15 protein-coding genes are annotated in these 17,409 nt (G+C 61.8%); 11 read left to right on the top strand and 4 right to left on the bottom strand.

Going from position 1 to position 17,409, the window contains the following annotated elements; translation table 11 throughout:
• The first annotated feature begins 276 nt into the window (after nt 1-276).
• The 8 genes from M1L53_RS02310 (at nt 277) to M1L53_RS02275 (ending at nt 12,304) form a co-directional block, all read left to right on the top strand.
• A complete protein-coding gene (locus tag M1L53_RS02310; RefSeq protein WP_185744477.1) occupies nt 277-3,615 on the top strand; it encodes a DUF4132 domain-containing protein in 3,339 nt (1,112 codons plus the stop codon).
• A complete protein-coding gene (locus M1L53_RS02305) occupies nt 3,612-4,700 on the top strand; it encodes an AAA family ATPase (protein WP_003943024.1) in 1,089 nt (362 codons plus the stop codon). The genes M1L53_RS02310 and M1L53_RS02305 overlap by 4 nt, the downstream gene beginning before the upstream one ends.
• Nucleotides 4,655-6,907 (top strand): DUF5682 family protein, encoded by a 2,253-nt coding sequence (locus M1L53_RS02300; RefSeq protein ID WP_142006267.1) that lies wholly within the window; start codon nt 4,655-4,657, stop codon nt 6,905-6,907. The genes M1L53_RS02305 and M1L53_RS02300 overlap by 46 nt, the downstream gene beginning before the upstream one ends.
• Complete coding sequence (locus M1L53_RS02295) at nt 6,904-8,121, top strand: VWA domain-containing protein (protein ID WP_003943008.1); 1,218 nt, start codon at nt 6,904-6,906, stop codon at nt 8,119-8,121. Before M1L53_RS02300 ends, M1L53_RS02295 begins: the two co-directional genes overlap by 4 nt.
• Nucleotides 8,118-10,043, top strand: a complete 1,926-nt coding sequence (locus M1L53_RS02290; protein WP_054188339.1) for a hypothetical protein — start codon at nt 8,118-8,120, stop codon at nt 10,041-10,043. The genes M1L53_RS02295 and M1L53_RS02290 overlap by 4 nt, the downstream gene beginning before the upstream one ends.
• 198 nt (nt 10,044-10,241) lie before the next feature.
• A complete protein-coding gene (locus tag M1L53_RS02285) occupies nt 10,242-10,760 on the top strand; it encodes a MarR family winged helix-turn-helix transcriptional regulator (RefSeq protein ID WP_003943230.1) in 519 nt (172 codons plus the stop codon).
• 121 nt (nt 10,761-10,881) lie between these two features.
• On the top strand, nt 10,882-11,382 hold the full coding sequence (locus M1L53_RS02280; RefSeq protein WP_054188338.1) for a hypothetical protein: 501 nt from the start codon (nt 10,882-10,884) through the stop codon (nt 11,380-11,382).
• 10 nt (nt 11,383-11,392) lie between these two features.
• Nucleotides 11,393-12,304 (top strand): NmrA family NAD(P)-binding protein, encoded by a 912-nt coding sequence (locus tag M1L53_RS02275; RefSeq protein WP_230587623.1) that lies wholly within the window; start codon nt 11,393-11,395, stop codon nt 12,302-12,304.
• 42 nt (nt 12,305-12,346) lie between these two features.
• Here M1L53_RS02275 and M1L53_RS02270 read toward each other — a convergent pair whose 3' ends face one another.
• Nucleotides 12,347-12,595 (bottom strand): DUF3253 domain-containing protein, encoded by a 249-nt coding sequence (locus M1L53_RS02270; RefSeq protein WP_030537164.1) that lies wholly within the window; start codon nt 12,593-12,595, stop codon nt 12,347-12,349.
• A gap of 105 nt (nt 12,596-12,700) precedes the next feature.
• On the opposite strand from M1L53_RS02270, the gene M1L53_RS02265 reads away from it, so the two are divergent.
• Nucleotides 12,701-13,327: a class I SAM-dependent methyltransferase gene (locus M1L53_RS02265; protein WP_185744476.1), complete on the top strand. Its 627-nt coding sequence runs from the start codon at nt 12,701-12,703 to the stop codon at nt 13,325-13,327.
• A gap of 128 nt (nt 13,328-13,455) precedes the next feature.
• A complete protein-coding gene (locus M1L53_RS02260) occupies nt 13,456-13,923 on the top strand; it encodes a hypothetical protein (protein WP_031331426.1) in 468 nt (155 codons plus the stop codon).
• An 18-nt stretch (nt 13,924-13,941) separates the two neighbouring features.
• Here M1L53_RS02260 and M1L53_RS02255 read toward each other — a convergent pair whose 3' ends face one another.
• The 3 genes from M1L53_RS02255 to M1L53_RS02245 all read right to left on the bottom strand — a co-directional run bounded on the left by M1L53_RS02255 (nt 13,942) and on the right by M1L53_RS02245 (nt 16,079).
• A complete protein-coding gene (locus tag M1L53_RS02255) occupies nt 13,942-14,379 on the bottom strand; it encodes an SRPBCC family protein (RefSeq protein WP_054188337.1) in 438 nt (145 codons plus the stop codon).
• A 96-nt stretch (nt 14,380-14,475) separates the two neighbouring features.
• Nucleotides 14,476-15,162: a hypothetical protein gene (locus M1L53_RS02250; RefSeq protein ID WP_054188336.1), complete on the bottom strand. Its 687-nt coding sequence runs from the start codon at nt 15,160-15,162 to the stop codon at nt 14,476-14,478.
• Complete coding sequence (locus M1L53_RS02245) at nt 15,159-16,079, bottom strand: LysR family transcriptional regulator (RefSeq protein ID WP_054188335.1); 921 nt, start codon at nt 16,077-16,079, stop codon at nt 15,159-15,161. Before M1L53_RS02245 ends, M1L53_RS02250 begins: the two co-directional genes overlap by 4 nt.
• Before the next feature lie 95 nt (nt 16,080-16,174).
• Here M1L53_RS02245 and M1L53_RS02240 point away from each other — a divergent pair, with 95 nt between their 5' ends.
• Nucleotides 16,175-17,377 (top strand): YbfB/YjiJ family MFS transporter, encoded by a 1,203-nt coding sequence (locus M1L53_RS02240; protein WP_042448243.1) that lies wholly within the window; start codon nt 16,175-16,177, stop codon nt 17,375-17,377.
• Nucleotides 17,378-17,409 lie beyond the last annotated feature (32 nt).

Genomic DNA, 17,409 nt, shown 5'->3' with positions numbered 1-17,409 from the left:
CTTGCGGCATTCTTCGGAACCAAGCTGCTCGCCGCTATTTCCGCGTGCGACGTGGGCAGTCCACCGGTCCGTCGGCTGCTCGATTGTCAGCAGCAGCAGATACTCGACCAGTCGCTTGTAGCGTCGATCCCGTATTGGGCCCTGTGCCAATGTGCAGGAGGACGTCACCGCAACCGCTGTCGGGGGCCGCGTTCGGGAATGTCGAACAAGCCGATCGTTCGGATCGCTATCATTCTGGCTACGCCCGCCGACCGGGCCGGGATCTCGAGGAGACGCGTGAACCACACCACGACCGAATCTACTGCCGTGCCGCCCGCGTCATGGTTGCCGATGAAGTACCCCCGGCGCGGCGGTTTTGCCGCCGACGTGGCACCTGTCGATCCCGCAGCCGGTGCCGAACTCGACCGACAATTCGACAGCGACGACCAGTTTCGCGAATTCAGTTCGGCGTATTTGGTCAATGATCCTGATCCTGACGAGCTCACCCTCGCCGCCCGGAAGTATCAAGCCGGTGAGATCTCCGCTGTCGGTGCAGCTGCTTTGTACTGCATACTCGGCCGCTACGCAGATAATGACCGGCAACAATCGACAGTTCTCGTGGACGGGTTGGTGGCACGGCACGGGTTGGTCTTCGCGGTCGAAGCACTCTTGGAATGGGCCGACCTGCGGTTCGTTCATGTTTCGGTGCCTGTGTCAGAGCTGGGACCCGACGCGGTAATTGTAGTGGCGAACATCGGCGGTGAGTCGCCAGCTGCGGGATACAAGATGCCTGAGTATGTACTGCGCGAGCAGCTCGGGCGGACGGACGAACCTGATGCGCAAGTGGTCCGAGAGCACATGCTCGACCGTATGCGCGGCCTGTTGGCGACAGCCTCTGACGAGGACTACGCCGCAGCCCGAGAGGTGGCGTCGTCGATGCGCACCAACAGCACCCGCCGTTTGACGGCGTCGTACATCTTTCCGACCGAGGAAGGGTGGTCGGAAGAACTCATCATGGGAATGCGCGCTCGGTGGTATCACTGGAACACTCAGCTGACGGTTTCGTCGAACACGGTACAGCAGCTCGAACGGGTGACCGACTCACACGCAATGCGCAGTTGGCTCGAGGACGAGGCGATGATTGCCGCAGTAGTTGACGGCATAGGTGCAGGTCTTACCGGACTGTTGGTCGATGCGTTCGACAAACCAAACCAGTACGGACACATGAGGGACGAGGCGACACTGCTCCGAATCCTCTGGGCGCTCTCGGCGATACCCACCGACGAAGCGTTCACTGCTCTGGTTGAACGTCGCCACATGAAGAGTGCGTTGCCCGCGGTCCTACACGCAATGCAACATTACCCACGTCGAGCATTGAAGATATTGGCAGAGAGGGATATCGACCTGTTGGACCGGCACGTGCGGGCGAATCCCGACATCGCCGCCGAGCTGTCGCCTACACTTCCCGAGCCTGCACGGCGAAGGATCGCCGAATTGTCGACGCCGACGCCCGAGGCCACGGATCTTCCGCCCATTCTCGTCGCGCCGCCGTGGTCGAACAGAAAGAAAGCGCTCGACGTCGCGGTGATCGGTGATCTCGTTGCTCCTGAAATCAGCCGAATAGTCTGGCTTCCAGGTGAACTCGAACAAATCAAGAACACTCCGAGCGACTACTCCTACACCACGTGGGAAAATTACAAACAGTATGTGCAGGATGTATCACCGCGTTCCACCCATGACTGGAACACCTGGGTGATTTTTCTACTGGCCCCAGACGAAATCGCGCGCCCGTTCCTGACGGACTGGCCCGGAACCTCGCTCAAGGATCCACTTCGGGTTGTCGCTCGCTACGAACTCGATGCGCTGCCGCTGATGCTTCGCTTCACGCGCGCTCATCCAGGTGCCGCGGCGCCATACTTGATGCCATATGTCGATATCGATGTCGCGCGCGTGCATGCGACGATGTTCGCCACCAGGAAGAATCTCCGCAAACCTGCGATGGCGTGGCTGGTTCGACACGCTGAAGATGCAGTGGCACTACTCGTTCCAGACGCAGTGGGTCCGGCAGGTGCTCAACGTGATCATGCTGCCGCCGCCCTGCGTGCGCTCGCCAGAACAACCTCACGCGAGACAGTGGTCGACGGAGCGAACCGGTACGGCCCCGAAGCCGGGCAGGTAGTCGCCGGCATTGTCGATCTCGACCCGCTCGAGATGTTGCCCAAGCGGATACCGAAAACTCCGGTTTGGGTGGATGTCTCTTCACTTCCGCTGATTCTGAACGAGAATCGATCAGCCGCACTGCCGACGTCGGCGGTGTCGACGATCCTGACGATGTGCGCAATCGGAACCGCGGACGCTCCTTACGCCGGACTCGATGTAGTAACTGCGTATTGTGACCGATCGTCGCTCGCCGAGGCCGCGTGGGAACTATTCGAACGATGGTGGGGTGCCGGCGCTCCGTCGAAGGACAACTGGGTGATTCTTGCGCTGGGTTGGCTCGGCGACGATTCGACAGTGGCAAGATTGGCACCCCTCGTCAGACGGTGGCCAGGTGAGAATGGTGCAGCACGAGCACAACTCGGTCTCGATGCACTGGCTGCACATGGGTCAGCCCGCGCGTTGACAGAACTCGATCACATCTCCCGAAAAATGAAGTTCAAGTCGTTGAAGAACGGAGCGGCACAACGCGTCGCAGAGTTGGCCGACAGTCTCGGGCTCGATCGAGAACAGCTGGCCGACCGGATCGTTCCTGATCTCGATCTGACGCCGGACGGCACTATGAACTTCGACTACGGGACGCGGATGTTCACCGTTGGTTTCACGGAGGCTCTCGTGCCTTATGTGCTCGACGGAGGAGGTAAGAAGACGTCAGGACTGCCCAAACCCACCAGAAATGACGACGTTGTTCTCGCCGAGAGTGCGAAGAAGCGATTCACCGAGCTTAAGCGAGAAACGAAAGCTGTTGCTGCCGAGCAGATCAAACGCCTGAACCGTTCGATGGTTACCGGGCGCCGCTGGACTAGGACAGAATTCGACGACTTCGTGCTCGGCCATCCGCTGCTGATTCACGTTGCACGGCGACTGCTGTGGGCATCGTTCGATGACAGCGGTCTGCCTACAGTCGTGTTCCGGGTCGCGGAGGACAGTACCTTGGCCGACATCGACGACCAGACCGTCGAGCTACCTGAGGGCCGTATCGGGCTAGTACACCCCGCGCACATACCCGATACGGTGGGCGCGTGGTCCGACGTGTTCGCCGACTACGAAATCTTGCAGCCTTTCCCACAGTTGGGTCGTGCTGTCCACGATCCGCTACCCGATGACGTCGACGGGAGTGGACTGAGTCGATTCACCGGAGTAACCGCCAGCCCCAGTCAGGCACTGCGGTTGACGTACAGAGGATGGGAACCGGTGTGGGAGAACCCAGCTTCCTGGGGACAAGGCCTGCTGTACCAGCTCAGCGATGACGTGTCTGTTCTGTTGGGGTTGGAGCCCGGGATGGGGACGGGAGACCCTTACAACGGGTACCCCGATCAGAAGCTCGTTTCGGTGGAACTCCGTGGGGGGACTTTGAACGATGTCGATCGTGCGACGGTCTCCGAACTCATCGCAGACTTGGCAGGGTTCGCCTCGTGACTTCACGAGTCCAGCGCCCACCGGCTGAGGAGCGGTTTGCCGAGGAACTTGCGCGTTTGGCCGAAGAAGACACTGGGCCGCGACCACCGGGGTGGCGTCTGACCCTCACGTCGGCGCGGACGTTCGTCATGGGCGACGTCGAGCTGGGAATAGCGCCGAAATACGTAGGCAACGCATCGCTCGTCGAACGCTCACTCGTCACCTTGGCGACGACACGTGGATTGATGCTGGTCGGAGAACCTGGTACTGCCAAATCGCTACTGTCAGAGCTCATCGCCGCTGCCGTGAGCGGGGATTCGACCCTCACGATCCAGGGCGGTGCCGCCACGACCGAGGATCAGATCCGGTATTCGTGGAACTATGCACTGCTCGTCGCGGAAGGCCCCTCGACTCGATCGATGGTTCCAGCGCCGATGATGCGTGGAATGGCCGAGGGACGCGTCGTGCGGTTCGAGGAGGTCACGCGGTGTCCGCTCGAAGTGCAGGACACTCTGTTGTCGTTGCTGTCCGAACGGGTGCTGGCAGTCCCGGAACTTTCCGGAGACGACGCAATGGTCTATGCCCGTGAGGGTTTCAATGTGATCGCCACCGCAAACACCCGCGACCGTGGCGTCAACGAGATGAGCGCCGCACTCAAACGGCGCTTCAACTTCGAGACCGTGCACCCGATCGCCGATTTCGACACCGAAGTCGAACTCGTGCGAACAGAATCGGCGGCCTTGCTGCGTGCTTCCGGTGTAGCTGCAGAACAAGATCCGGCAGTGTCCGAGTTGTTGGTCACGCTGTTTCGTGACCTACGTACAGGATTCACCGCGAACGGATCGCCGGTCGAGCGACTGTCATCGGTGATGAGCACGGCTGAAGCGGTGTCCCTTGCGCATGCCACCGGTATTCGTGGGTGGTTCTTGCGAGGAGACGCCGGTACCGTCACCGACCTCGCCGAGTCCCTGGCCGGTACGGCGACGAAAGACAACAGTGAGGATGCTGCCCGGTTGCGCCGCTACGTCGAGAAAGTAGGGTCGCAGCGGACGAGTGCGGCATGGCAAGAGCTACGCCGGGCGCACGCACGTCTGACCGGACCGTGAGCGTCGCTGTGGTGGACGCTGGTCGCGACGTCGTGGTGATCGGGATTCGGCACCACAGCCCTGCGTGTGCTCGGATCGTGGCGGAGACCATTGAACGCCTGCAGCCGACGCATGTCTTGATCGAGGGACCCGCAGACTTCACCGATCGAATCGATGAACTGAGACTCGATCACAAGTTGCCGATCGCGCTGTACTCCCACGTGCGACGAGGAGCGCACACGCGCGTGACATGGGCTGCCTTCACCGATTGGTCTCCAGAATGGATCGCCCTTCGGTCGGCCTCCAAGGTGTCGGCGGAGGTTCGGTTGATCGATCTTCCCGCCTGGCACCCCGCTTTCGACGGGCCGCCGGACGAGTACAGTGTGGCTGCAACAGTATTGGCGGCCGGACTGGGACTGGACACGGTCGACGCGATGTGGGATCACGTCGTCGAGTCGCGCGCCGATACGCTCACTGTCGAGGAATTGACTGCCGTCCTCGACGACTACTTCGATGCGATCCGGGTAGGTGACGCCACAGTATCCGAGCGCGAACAGTACATGGCATCGTGGATACGGGCCGCTCGAGAGCGCCCCGGAAGCGGTGCGGTCGTTGTCGTCTGCGGCGGGCGTCATCGGCCGGCGATCATGTCCGAACTGGCTCGCGGTAGACCGACCGACGGATTCTGGCCCGCCGTTCCGACCGCGGGCCCTGATGTCGACATCGGCAGTTACCTGGTCCCCTATTCCTACAGTCGTCTCGACCTGGAATCCCCATGGTGGTACGAGAAGCTCTGGCAGAAAACGACATCGGCCGGGGAGGTTGCAGCCGCGGCGATCGTCCGTGATTTGCGATCCCGGAATCAACGCGTCTCGACAACGGATTTCATCGGATTCCGTACGCAGATCCTCGGACTCGCCGCTATCCGTGGTCACGCGCTGCCGACGCGACGAGATGTATTAGATGCTGCAGCAAGTACATTGGTGGGTGAGGCGTTGGCGTCGCCGCTGCCTTGGACACTCGCAGGGGAACCTCTGGGGCCCGAACCCGACCCCGTCATCTCGGCCTGTATGCGCACGATGCGAGGTGATCGGCGGGGCACGCTACACCCTGATTCACCGGTACCGGGATTGGTTTGTCACGTCGATATGCTCCTTGAGGAGTTCGACCTCTTGCCCGGCCCTGTTGCACTCGACTTGGCCGACGAGCGTAGTCGTCAGCGTAGTCGTGCACTACATCAGTTGCGTGTGCTGGGAGTGCCAGGATTCGAGCGAACTGCAGGTCCAGGCAGTGGTTCTGCAGTGGTGTCGACAGAACGGTGGATGATTGTCGACTCCGCAGACCGCCTCCCGGCGCTGGTCGAGGCTGCAGCCAAAGGCCATACTCTGGTAGAGGCAGCTGGGGCCACCCTGGAATCTTCGCTGACTTCGGCTGCGGCTGATGTCGAGCGTCTTGCACACATTCTGTTCGATGCAGTTCTTTGTGGACTCGACTCGGTGGCTGACCGAACCGAGTCGATCGCATCCGAATCATTGAAGGGCGTAGGAGATCTCGGGGGCACAGGCCTGCTGCTTCGAGCCGCTCTGGACCTGTGGCGGCACGACTCACTCTTCGGGAGCCGAGGGTCCACACTGCTCGGGGCGATAATTGATTCGGCGTCCTCGCAGGTCGTTGCGTTGGCGCACCGAGTTCGGGCCACGACCGGTGGCGCTGATCTCCTCCGGATATCAGCTCTCGCAGCGTTATCCGATGCGATGGAGTATGCGACGGAGATCCTCTCGACTGATCCGGCCGACGAACTGACCGCTCTGGCACGTGACAATGGTGCCGCGGTCGACATCAGGGGATCGGCCCTGGGAACGTCCTGGGATCGAATTCCCCCCGATGCAGCAGTCGACGCCGTTCGATCGATTCCTGCAGAACACCTCGGTGATTGGTTGTGCGGACTGTTCGGAGTAGCACGTGAGCGTTTTCTGGACGCGGAATCCAGCGACACAGTGTTGACCGCCGTCGATGAAATCGTGAGCAGACTGTCCGAACACGAGTTCCTGACAGCACTTCCCGCTCTACGGCAGTCCTTCGAATTCTTCCCTCCCCGTGAACGCGACATCATCGCGTGCCGCCTGACAACGTCGACACCAGAGGCTGCAGTCGTGAACTCCCTGGATGTCGGAAGGCAGCTCGACGCCCGGGTGGACGACGCGCTTGCTCAGATCGGTATGCGATGAACATCGAACGATGGCGGCTGATTCTGGGTGATGCGTCGGCCGGAGTACTCGGTGATCCAACGGGCGATGCGGCTGAACGCGACGACGCGTTGGAGTGGCTGTACGGCCGTGACCCGGCTCGCAGCGCGCAGGGCGTTCGCGCTGGAACTTCCCGACTGCAGGGGACCGACTCCGTAACGACTGGAGACAACCCGGGTGGCGGAGATACGCCCGGTTCCCCGGGTGCGGTTCCGCCGAGTCGCAAGGATGGGCGGTATCGCCCCAATGGGCTCGGCGAAACGACGGTGACGGCCGTGGACTGGCTCGACGACATCCATCGTCTTTTTCCTCGCGAGACAGTTCATCGACTCGAACGCGACGCCGTGGAGAAATACGAAATCACCGAAGTGGTGACAGATTTGGAAGCGTTGCAGCGTATCGAGCCCAGCGTGACTCTGCTTCGAGCAGTGCTGCGTACCAAACACCTGATGGATCCCCGAGTTCTGGCGATGGCAAAAAAGGCTGTCGACAATGTCGTACGCGAGTTGATCGAGAGGCTCTCGGTGGACGTCCGCAGGACCTTCCACGGCAAACGTAGCCGGCACAGAACAGCGTTTCGTAATTCGCGCAATTTCGACTTCGAGGCAACGGTTCGCGCCAATCTGCAGCATTGGTCACCGCAAACACGCAAGATTGCTATCGAAAAGCCTTTGTTCACTTCGCGAACTCGTCGGCACACGGATACGTGGACGTTGATTCTGTTGGTCGACCAGTCCGGATCGATGATCGACTCTGTCATCCACTCGGCGATCACCGCTGCATGTTTCTGGAATGTCCCCGGATTGAGGACTCACCTCATTGCATACGACACCAATGTCGTCGATCTCACGTCCGAGGTTCTCGACCCGGTCGAGCTCTTGATGAGCGTCCAATTGGGAGGCGGGAATGACGGTGCAAAGGCCGTCGATTATGCCGCGCAACTTGTGGATACGCCGCAACGAACGATTGTTGTCATCATCTCCGATCTGTACGAAAGTGCACCGGATCGGTTCGTCCGGAGCGTTGCCGGTCTCACGGACAATGGTGTGCGTGTCCTGGCGCTTGCTGCGCTCGACGATGCTGGTGACCCTGATTACGACCGTGAAATTGCCCGTCGCTTGACGCGACTGGGTGTGCACGTCGGTGCGATGACTCCCGGAGGGCTGGCCGAATTCGTGGCCGGTTGTATTCGATGACGTCCCGGCCTGATCTGGCTGCGCTCACCGACGATGCGCTTGCGCTGGTCGCCAATCGCGGGCTCGTCAAGCGAGCCGCGCGTATGTTCGCCGAGGAAACGCCTGAACTCTTGGTGACGAGCGAACGGATCCTCGTCAGGTACGGCGACGGTGTCGAAACCAGTCTTCCTGCCGGCATTCCATTCTCGGAAGCGTCGTGCACGTGTGGCGCAAGCTCGGTGTGCCGGCACCGTGTCGGTCTCGTTCTCGTTTATCGGGCGAATCACGGGTCGAGCTTCGATCACATAGACTGGACGCCAGGGGAATTCGATGACGAGGCGCTGGAGGCATTCCTCGGAGGGGCGGTACTGGCACGGGCGAATCGGACCAGGCTGCAGGGCTACCAGGCAACAGTGCATCGAGCTCGAGGTACAGATCCTGTTGTGCGAGTCGAACTCCCGCATTGCACGGTCCGGTTCTTGGTCCCACACGAACTGAGTCACGCCCATTCTTCGGCATCTGCGCACACGACGGCAGAAGCGATAGCACTTGCCGTGTGGGCGGTTCGGGCGGCGGACGAATCCGGAACCGACCATGTGCACGTGGGTCGGAGTTCAGTCGTGCGAGATGCTGATCGAAGTGCTCTGGCAAGGGCCTTGGCGCGGACGATCCTCGTGGACGGTCTGTCCACCACAACGGCGGTGCAACACGCCACTGCCGTCAGAGACACGCGCACAATTGAGGCAGGTTCCGCAATCTGGTTGGCCGATGCGTGCATAGAACTGACTGACCAGATCGAGGCCTATTCGATGCGGCATGCCGGGCACAGTCGCACACGAGTGGCGATGATCATCGCCGAGATTCATGCGAGGGTCGAACTCGGTGAATCGGTCGATTCATCGCTTGCCGGGACAGTACTGGGGACCGAGACTCCCGGTGAAACTCCGCTGCGTCGTTCACGTTTGATCAGTCTCGGCGCGAGGGTGACGGCGACTGGCGATTCGACTACCGCCGATATCTACTTCGCCGAACCAGATTCGGATGCAGTTTTTCTCATGAGTCACGATTGGTCGAGTGAATCCGACGAGGCACTCTCCGGGTATGCGATCTCGACTCGCCGAATTGCCGGTTCGACGGTCGCCGCTTTGGCTTCATCGACAGTGCTCACAGAATCAGCGGTTCGCCGTGCCAACCACAGAATCCGACTCGGGCGTAAAGGGATCGGGCGTACTTCCATTCTCCCTCTTGGTGTCGACGCGTGGGAAAAATCGATTGACGTGGTGGACGATTACGCCGAGATGCATCGCCGGTTCATCGAGCGCCCGCCGTCGTTTGCCCGAGCCCGGCTGACTACCGATGGCGTCGGTGTGATGCGAATAGATTCTGTAATCAGCACCGATTACGCTCCTGCAGAACAGATATGGACAATGCGGGTCGGAGATGGGCGTGGCAACCTGGCGCAGGTGAGCGTCGTATATCGAGCGCAAGCGCCCGGTGCAATCGACGCGATGGTCCGGGCAATGTCGGCCCGGCCGAGGGCCGTGAGCGGTCGGCTGACTGTCCGTGCCGGTGCGTTGTGGATGACACCATTCGCTGTTGCATGCGACCTCGGCGTCATCGTTCCCGATCTCGAAGAAGGCCTCGACAGTGCGACGATGACTCGCGCAGTCACGACGGGCGGTGTGGACGCCATCGACAGTGCGCTGGAGGGAGCTCTATCCGTACTCGCGGACATCGCTCACCGCGGGCTGAGAAATGCGGCTGAGCCTACTATTTCTGCGCTTCGTCGTTGTGCAGCAGGGGTAGTCATGGTCGGTATGGATTCAACGGCGCGAGCCTTGGAGTGCGTAGCCGATGCGATTTCGTTCGGTGAGCTGGAGACGTCGGCAGATGCGTGGGTTCATGCTGTGATCCGGATCGTCACGGCCATCGAATCACGTTGAGACACCCGGCTTTGCAACCCTTCCAGTGATCAGCCTGCCTGCAGGCTTCAATTCTGACGGGCTGCCAATGGGTATACAGGTTCTGGCTCGCAGTCATGCCGATCTGGACCTGTTGCAACTCGCGCACGGCTTCGGCAGCGTTGACACTAGCTCTGGTGGAGGGTTGACCAAAATGTAGTTAGGTGCCATATTAGTTGCATGGCAGTGGACGGAACCGATCACGACTCACCCACTTTGGATCAGGCGCGGCGGCAGTTGGAGCATTACGGCCTCGGGTCCGATCCGCAGGCGGTGCTGGTTGCGGTGCGGTTGATCTCGGCGGGCGCGCGGCTCGGTCGAGCGACTGAGGTTCACTTCGCGAGGTATGGACTGTCGACCGGCCGTTACCGACTGCTTGCGGATCTGGAAGACCACGACGGGGAGAAATCTCCCTCACGTCTGGCGGCTGATCTCGGCGTCTCGCGGGCCACGGTCACCGGCTTGGTCGATGGGCTCGAGCAGGAGGGTTTGGTCGCTCGACGTCCGTCCGCGGAGGACGGGCGTGGTGCGGTGGTCGTCCTGACTGCTCGCGGCGCTCAGCGTTTACGTGACATGGCGCCCGAACACTTTGCTCGTCTCGAGGAAATGGTCGACGAGCTCACTGTCGACGAGCGTGCGGTTTTTCTGGATCTGCTCTCGCGGGTCGTTCGCGGTATCGGTGCGCTGACTGCGGAGTAGTCGGCTGGGATTCCAAGTATTCGCGTAGCGATTCGAATCGTCGTCAATTCTCGACAGAGACTTCTCTTTTCATACCCAAATAGTTAGTCACCTAATTATAATCGGAAAGTTGGTCTCCTTCATGTCCGGACTCACCCCACCGATCCGTCGCGAAAATGAAAGGGAGATAACCGATTCCAATCGACTCGACCCGGTTGCCGATCGTCGCGGCGCACGAACTTTCATCCTGTGGAGAGAGGTGCTGGTCGCCTACCTTGCCCCTGCGCTGATGGCGGGTGCGGGCGGAGTCGCATCCGGCCAATCGGGCCTCACGACGGCGGCATTTACGTCCATCGCGGGCACGTCGGCAGTGGTGGCGTTGCTGATCGGCTCCTGGCTGCAGCGTCGCGGGAGGTTACGACCGTGGACCACGGCCCTGCCTCGCGTCATGGTGGCGGCAATTCTTGCCGTCGGAGCCGCTGTGATTGCTGGTCTCGTCGGGTGGTTCGCCTCCCGTTGGCTACCAGCTCACACGAGCGTGGTCGACACTGCTTGGCTTGCTCGCCTGCAACTCGATCTACCGATATCTGCCGCTGTCGCTGCCGTCATCGTCAGCTGGCGATGGCGCCGTCAGAATCCCTGACAGACAACACATGTCAACGATCCCCGGCTTCCCGGGGAAGACCGAAAGGAACACGATGATCGTCATCATGGGAGCGTCCGGAACCACAGGCGGCGCGTTGTTACACAGTCTCGCATCCTCGGGTGTGCCGAGCCGAGCGCTGTCCCGCGACCCGGACAGGCTGAGCGCCCACCTCGGCGACTTGGCCGACGGTTTGGTCGAAGTAGTGCCGGCCGATGCCGCAGACCCAACTTCGCTACGGACGGCTTTCAAAGGGGCCGAACAGCTTTTCCTCGCCATGGCCAACGGACTCGAACAGGTCGAGCTCGAAACGCGTGTGATAGACATAGCCGCCGAGAGCGGCGTCGAACACATCGTCAAGATCTCCGACCCCGCCGCCGCGGCCGACTCCCCCATCGCTCTCTCCCGCGGCCACCATGCCGTCGGCGAACACCTGCGTGCATCCGGGATCCGCCACACTCTGCTCCGCCCTTATGCGTTCATGCAGAATCTGTTGCTCCTGGCTCCGGCGGTGGCTGCGCAAGGGGTGATTCTGGGCGCGATGCGGGACGCGCCGTGCAACTGGATCGACTGCCGAGACATCGGTGACGTCGCCGCGGCCGTGCTCACACGCGCCGACCTCGCCGGCGGCACCTACGTCCTGACGGGCAGCGAGGCAGTCGGCTACGGCGGCATCGCCGATTCTCTGACCCGCATGCTCGATCGCCCCGTCCAATACATCGACCTGCCACCGCACGAACTTCGGCAAAACCTCGTCGATCATGCCCACATGCCTCCGTGGCTGGCCGAGCACATTCTGGAGATCCAGCAACTTGCCGTCTCGCGCCCGGAGTCACCCACCGACACGGTGGCACGTGTCCTGGGGCGTGAGCCACGAAGCCTGGATGCGTTCCTGCGTGAGCATCTGGACCGTTTCCGCTGATTCACGCTGCGAGAGCAGTGCCGCCAGAAGTCACGCGGTTGATCAACGAGCCCACCGAATCCTGATCGGACCTCGTACGGATTCCGGGTCGACGACTTCGCCGCCTTGGGTGATCTGCACTTCGCCGTGGGCCACCATGTGGCGGGCAGCCTCTCGGACGGGTTCCATCAGCGGACGCCAATTGTCGGGTGCTGCTGCGCGGGCCACGTCGGAGGGGCAGATGCTCGACTCGGCCGATCGGGCATTGAGTAGTTCGCGGATCTTCGCCGCCAGTTCTTTCTCCTCCACCATATGACCTCAGTTTCCGGACGTGACCGTAGGCCTTCAACAGAGTATGAACCTTCGGTTCGGCGAGTTGTGGCGAAGGAATGGTGCACATCGATAATCATTGACGGCGTGGAGAATTCGAGTGCAACGCGCCGCGACGTAGTCCGAAAGTCGTATTCGGCCAGATCCCAGGAGTACACGGACCTCTTCGGCTCGATGGATTCGACGCACGTATCTGATCGGGACCTGGTGACCAGCTGGGCCGCCACTTTGACCGGCCCCGTGCTCGACGCCGGGTGCGGGCCGGGGCAGTGGACAGACTTCCTGGCCCAGGCCGGGCTGGCTGTGAGCGGGATCGATCTCGTGCCCGAGTTCGTCGAACGAGCCCGCACCCGATACCCGGATCTTTCCTTCGAGGTCGGGGGCTTCGAGGCATTGGACGCGAAAACGAATTCACTGGGCGGCGTGCTGTCCTGGTACTCGCTCATTCACCATCACCCGCAAGATATCGAGGCACCGCTCGCTGAATTCGCGCGCGTGATCCGCCCAGGTGGTGGGTTGCTGGTGGGCTTCTTCGAAGGCACAACGGTAGAGCCTTTTGATCATGCCGCGACGACTGGTTATCGATGGCCGGTGACCGAACTTGCCGAGGTGCTGGTCACAGCGGGTTTCGACGTGATCGAGACCCATACCCGGACGGGGAGCGGCTACAGGCCGCACGGCGCAATCACTGCCAGCCGGCGCGGCGTCGAATAGCGGATCGAGACAGCGGATCGAGACAAGGCGAGCAATTCTCTTTCATTCATTTCGTGTGAGTGGTGTGCTGGATGAGTCACTTCCCGGCTTTTTCAGCACCGGATCATCCACAGTTGAAAGAAGGCGCCATGACCACGATCCATCTTCACAAGACGACCACTGCGACGCCCGAACAGGTCCTTGCCGGCCTGACCGACTTCGGCCCGGGCCGTGAGGAAATCTTCGGCCGCAGTGCGGACAGCTACCTGAAAGTGCACCAACAAGGACCCCACGATGCTGATGTCACCGAGGGCTCCAGTGGTATCTGGGAGCGTCTGCACTACGACTGGACCGACCCGCACCGCGTCGTGATGACAACCACCGACTCCAACCTGTGGGGCGGGGCGTCGAGCCATACCTACACGCTGACCCGGCAACCGACGGGTCTGACCGATGTCGATGCCGTCGTGGTCCGGGACGGCAAGAACCTCAAGGGAAAGCTCCTGGCGTCGGTACTCGGACTCGTCGGCACCCAAGTGCTGGGAAAGTCGTTCACGAAGTCCATCGACGCCATCGAAGCTCGCAACGGTGGCGCGAGCGGCGGCAACCCACAGTGACAAGAACCTGACGGACGGTCAGAGCGCTTCGAGGGCTTCCGTCATCTTCTTCACCGTCTCCGGTGCCACTTTGGCTTCGAATCCCGCCTTCAGGAGAGGCGACGCAATCTTGGCGGCACCGTTGAACTCGACGTTCGCGTGATACTCGATCTCGGTCGAGTTCGGACCCACCGAAGTCAAGGTGATGTCGTCGGTACTGGTGGCAGTCTTGTTCTTTCCTTCGAGAACAACGTGATTCAGCTCGTCGGTCACCAGCGTGTACGTCAGTTCCGTGGTGACGCCGAACAGCTTCGACACGTTGTGCCATTGGGTTCCGACGCCGACAGGACCGTCGGAGATCTGCGTGCAACTCTCGGTGCCCGGATCCCACGTCGGCGCATTGGCGAAGTCGCGGAGAAACGCCCCAGCCTTCTCGATCGGTACCTCGGCGGTGAATTTGCGGGTGACGTCAACCATGCGGTGGGCCTTTCGGTTCATTTTTCGGCGGTAGTGCCGAGGCGAGACTTCGTTCCGACGCCCGGGCTACCCAAACTCGACGAACGGTAACCACCTTCAGAAGACTGCGCGGTCCAGTGGACGTGGAAGCGGATCGAGTGCGCCGGTCTCGCGCAGGCGCTCGTACGCCCGAACGACCCCATCGACGGCCCCGATCTGTAGCAACACGCCGCCCGGTAACGCGGCAACGCCTGCTGCCAGGTCATCCGGGATCGCGTCAGCGCGAGCGGACGAGAGGTAGCCGACTCGGCCGATCACGGGATCACCGACGCGATAGTCGGACTCGTCTTCGAGAGCGTCGAGGATGTTGTCGTCGGTGACGTCCCCGAAGTCCGGTTCCCACACCGCGGCGAGCATCCGAAGTAGTTCTGTCTCAGGAACTTCGGCGGCGTCCGGCGCGCTGACAGCGAGAATCATCGACTGTAGGACGATTTCCGGTTCGCCGCCGGCCAACCCTGAGAGTTCGAGCCCCCATTCGGGCCCTCCGCCGGATGCGAGCCTCAACCCGATTCCCAGACGATCCGACCAGTCTTCGGCGGCCTGCGCGATCTCGAGCACGTGTGCCAACTGGTCGACGGTCACGGCAGTAGCAGGTCCAGCGGAATGGATCTGTTGCCACGACCCGCCGACCACCTCGGGCAACAGGAATTCGACTTGCTCCAACGTCCGACGCCACCGGGAGGCCACGGCCTGCACCGATTCCGGCCGTCGTCCCCAGAAAACTCGAATAGCGCGTCGTGTCATCGAGTCCTCCGGTAAGGATCGTCCATGGGTAGCCATCTCCCGTCCTCGTGGATTCCGAGATCAGTGACGCCGCGGGTGAGAGCGTCGACGGCCGCGAGAACGGCAGGGCGCGTTTCGTTCTCACGACACAGGAGTGACCACGTCCAGATTGCCGCCGGGTCGATCATCGGGCGTGCCGTGAGATCGCTCGGCAGCGTGATGGTCTGCCCTTTGGGCGAGTTGACGACCGGACGGCCGACGGCACGGACGTGATCGAAGAATGCCGGGCCGGTGATACCACCGTCGTTGATGCGCATGATCTGTGCGCCGGTATCGCGAGCGAATTCTTCGGCGAAGACGTTCCACGAATACCAGGAGGTGGTGTCGTCGTCGACGAGCACGACGACGTCGCGTGCCCGCACCGGTGTGGTGTCCTCTCCGGTGGAGACGGCGTAGAGCCGATCCGCACCGAGCAGTCTGGCGTTCAAACCGTTTTGGGCGACATCGTATTTACGTACCCAGGCGATCGCCAGATCGAGGCTGCCGTCTGCCACCCGCGCGGCCTGTGCGTGTGATGGCACCACCCAGGCGTCGACGTGCAGTTGCGCGACCCCTGAAGTGCGCGCGATCAGATCCGTGGGGAGCCAATTGACGTAGCCGATCCGGACGGGCTCCGCTCCGGACAGACGCTCCGCGCGGCGTCGCAGATTCTCGGCACTCTCGAGTAGCGCACGGACATCAGGGAGCAAGGCCGCGCCGGCTGGCGTCAGAGCGACGGAACGGCGGTCGCGGACGAACAGCTTGACGCCGAGGTCGCGCTCGAGTGCCATGATCTGCTGCGACAATGACGGCCCGGCTATCAGTAGCCGCGCCGCGGCTCGGCCGAAGTGCAATTCCTCGGCGACGACCTCGAAATATCTCAGCTGACGCAGCTCCACGATCCTTCATGCTACGTGCGGTGGGAGGTTGTGCCTATCAGTCAGGAGCAAAGCGGTCGTGGCGGTTCGGCGCGGCCGGGGCACACGATAAGACCATGACCACAATCCACAACGGCGTCTCCCCGCGAGCGCACGCTGTCCAAGCTGCCGCTGCGCTGGCGGCGAGCATGGGAATCGGTCGATTCGTCTACACACCGATTCTGCCGTTGATGCACACGCAGTCCGGTCTGTCCGCCTCGCTCGGCGCCACCCTGGCGACGGCCAACTACGTCGGGTACCTGATCGGCGCGCTCGCGGGAATCCTCATTCCCGGCGTGGTGCGCTCGGCAGCGGTGATGCGTACGTCGTTGGTGGTCCTCATCGCGACTTTGGCGCTCATGCCCACTACCCACGACGGATCCATCTGGTTCGCCCTGCGGCTCGTCGCAGGCATTGCCAGTGCCCTCGTCTTCATGATCGCCGTCAGCGCTTTGCACGCGCACCTTCGGGGGCAGTCCCAATTTCTGGCCGGATGGGGATTCGGCGGAGTTGGGTTGGGTATCGCCCTGTCCGGGGTCCTCGTGTTGGTCGTCCGCTTCATCGGTACCTGGAGTACAGCCTGGCTGGCATCTGCGGCCCTTGCAGTGGTGTGTGCGGTCGCAGCCTGGGGATTGACGCCGGAACCGCGTCCGGCCATCACACCGGACGCGCCGGGAACTCCCACTCCCCAACGCGGGTTCACTGCCTTGTTCATCAGTTATTTCCTGGAAGGCATCGGCTACATCATCGCGGGCACGTTCCTTGTTGCCGCAATCGATCTCGCCGCTCCAGAATGGGTGGGCAGCGGCGCTTGGATAGTGGTCGGTCTGGCCGCATTTCCCTCGTGCGCCCTGTGGGCTTGGCTCAGCCTGCGTTGGTCGAGGCCGACTCTGCTTCTCGTTGCCCTGTTGATTCAGGCGGTGGGCATAGCGCTTCCTGCTGTGATCGGAGGCGTCGGCCCCGCACTGATTTCAGCTTTTCTGTTCGGTGTCACCTTCCTTGGTATCGGGTCAATTGTGTTGGCAATCGGCGCGCACCTGCAGTTCCCACGCGCCGTGGCGTTGCTGACCGCTGGATACAGCGTCGGTCAGATTCTCGGCCCACTCGTTGTCACTCCGTTGCTGCGAGACGGGTATCGCGACGCTCTGCTGTTGGGTGCGGCCGTCGTTCTGGGCGCAGCAGTGGCCGCCGCGGTTTTGCGGTTCCGATTCCCTTCCGATCTCGATGCGGACCCTCGGACGGCCACCTCGACTGAGGAGGTAGTTTTTGATGTCAGATGACGAAACCGCCGGAGCACTACCCGACGTAGGAC

This window comes from Rhodococcus sp. T9N (assembly GCF_024436645.1).
Taxonomy (GTDB): domain Bacteria; phylum Actinomycetota; class Actinomycetes; order Mycobacteriales; family Mycobacteriaceae; genus Rhodococcus_F; species Rhodococcus_F qingshengii.
Note: the sequence above shows the minus strand (reverse complement) of the source record. Positions and strands in the feature narration are given on the sequence as shown.

Bases quoted from the DNA above. Each gene is read 5' to 3' on its own strand.
- M1L53_RS02260 (WP_031331426.1), top strand. From the start codon at position 13,456: ATGACCACGATCCATCTTCACAAGACGACCACTGCGACGCCCGAACAG.
- M1L53_RS02275 (WP_230587623.1), top strand. From the start codon at position 11,393: ATGTCAACGATCCCCGGCTTCCCGGGGAAGACCGAAAGGAACACGATG.
- M1L53_RS02255 (WP_054188337.1), bottom strand. From the start codon at position 14,379: ATGGTTGACGTCACCCGCAAATTCACCGCCGAGGTACCGATCGAGAAG.
- M1L53_RS02240 (WP_042448243.1), top strand. From the start codon at position 16,175: ATGACCACAATCCACAACGGCGTCTCCCCGCGAGCGCACGCTGTCCAA.
- M1L53_RS02300 (WP_142006267.1), top strand. From the start codon at position 4,655: ATGGCAAGAGCTACGCCGGGCGCACGCACGTCTGACCGGACCGTGAGC.
- M1L53_RS02285 (WP_003943230.1), top strand. From the start codon at position 10,242: ATGGCAGTGGACGGAACCGATCACGACTCACCCACTTTGGATCAGGCG.
- M1L53_RS02270 (WP_030537164.1), bottom strand. From the start codon at position 12,595: ATGGTGGAGGAGAAAGAACTGGCGGCGAAGATCCGCGAACTACTCAAT.
- M1L53_RS02250 (WP_054188336.1), bottom strand. From the start codon at position 15,162: ATGACACGACGCGCTATTCGAGTTTTCTGGGGACGACGGCCGGAATCG.
- M1L53_RS02280 (WP_054188338.1), top strand. From the start codon at position 10,882: ATGTCCGGACTCACCCCACCGATCCGTCGCGAAAATGAAAGGGAGATA.
- M1L53_RS02295 (WP_003943008.1), top strand. From the start codon at position 6,904: ATGAACATCGAACGATGGCGGCTGATTCTGGGTGATGCGTCGGCCGGA.
- M1L53_RS02290 (WP_054188339.1), top strand. From the start codon at position 8,118: ATGACGTCCCGGCCTGATCTGGCTGCGCTCACCGACGATGCGCTTGCG.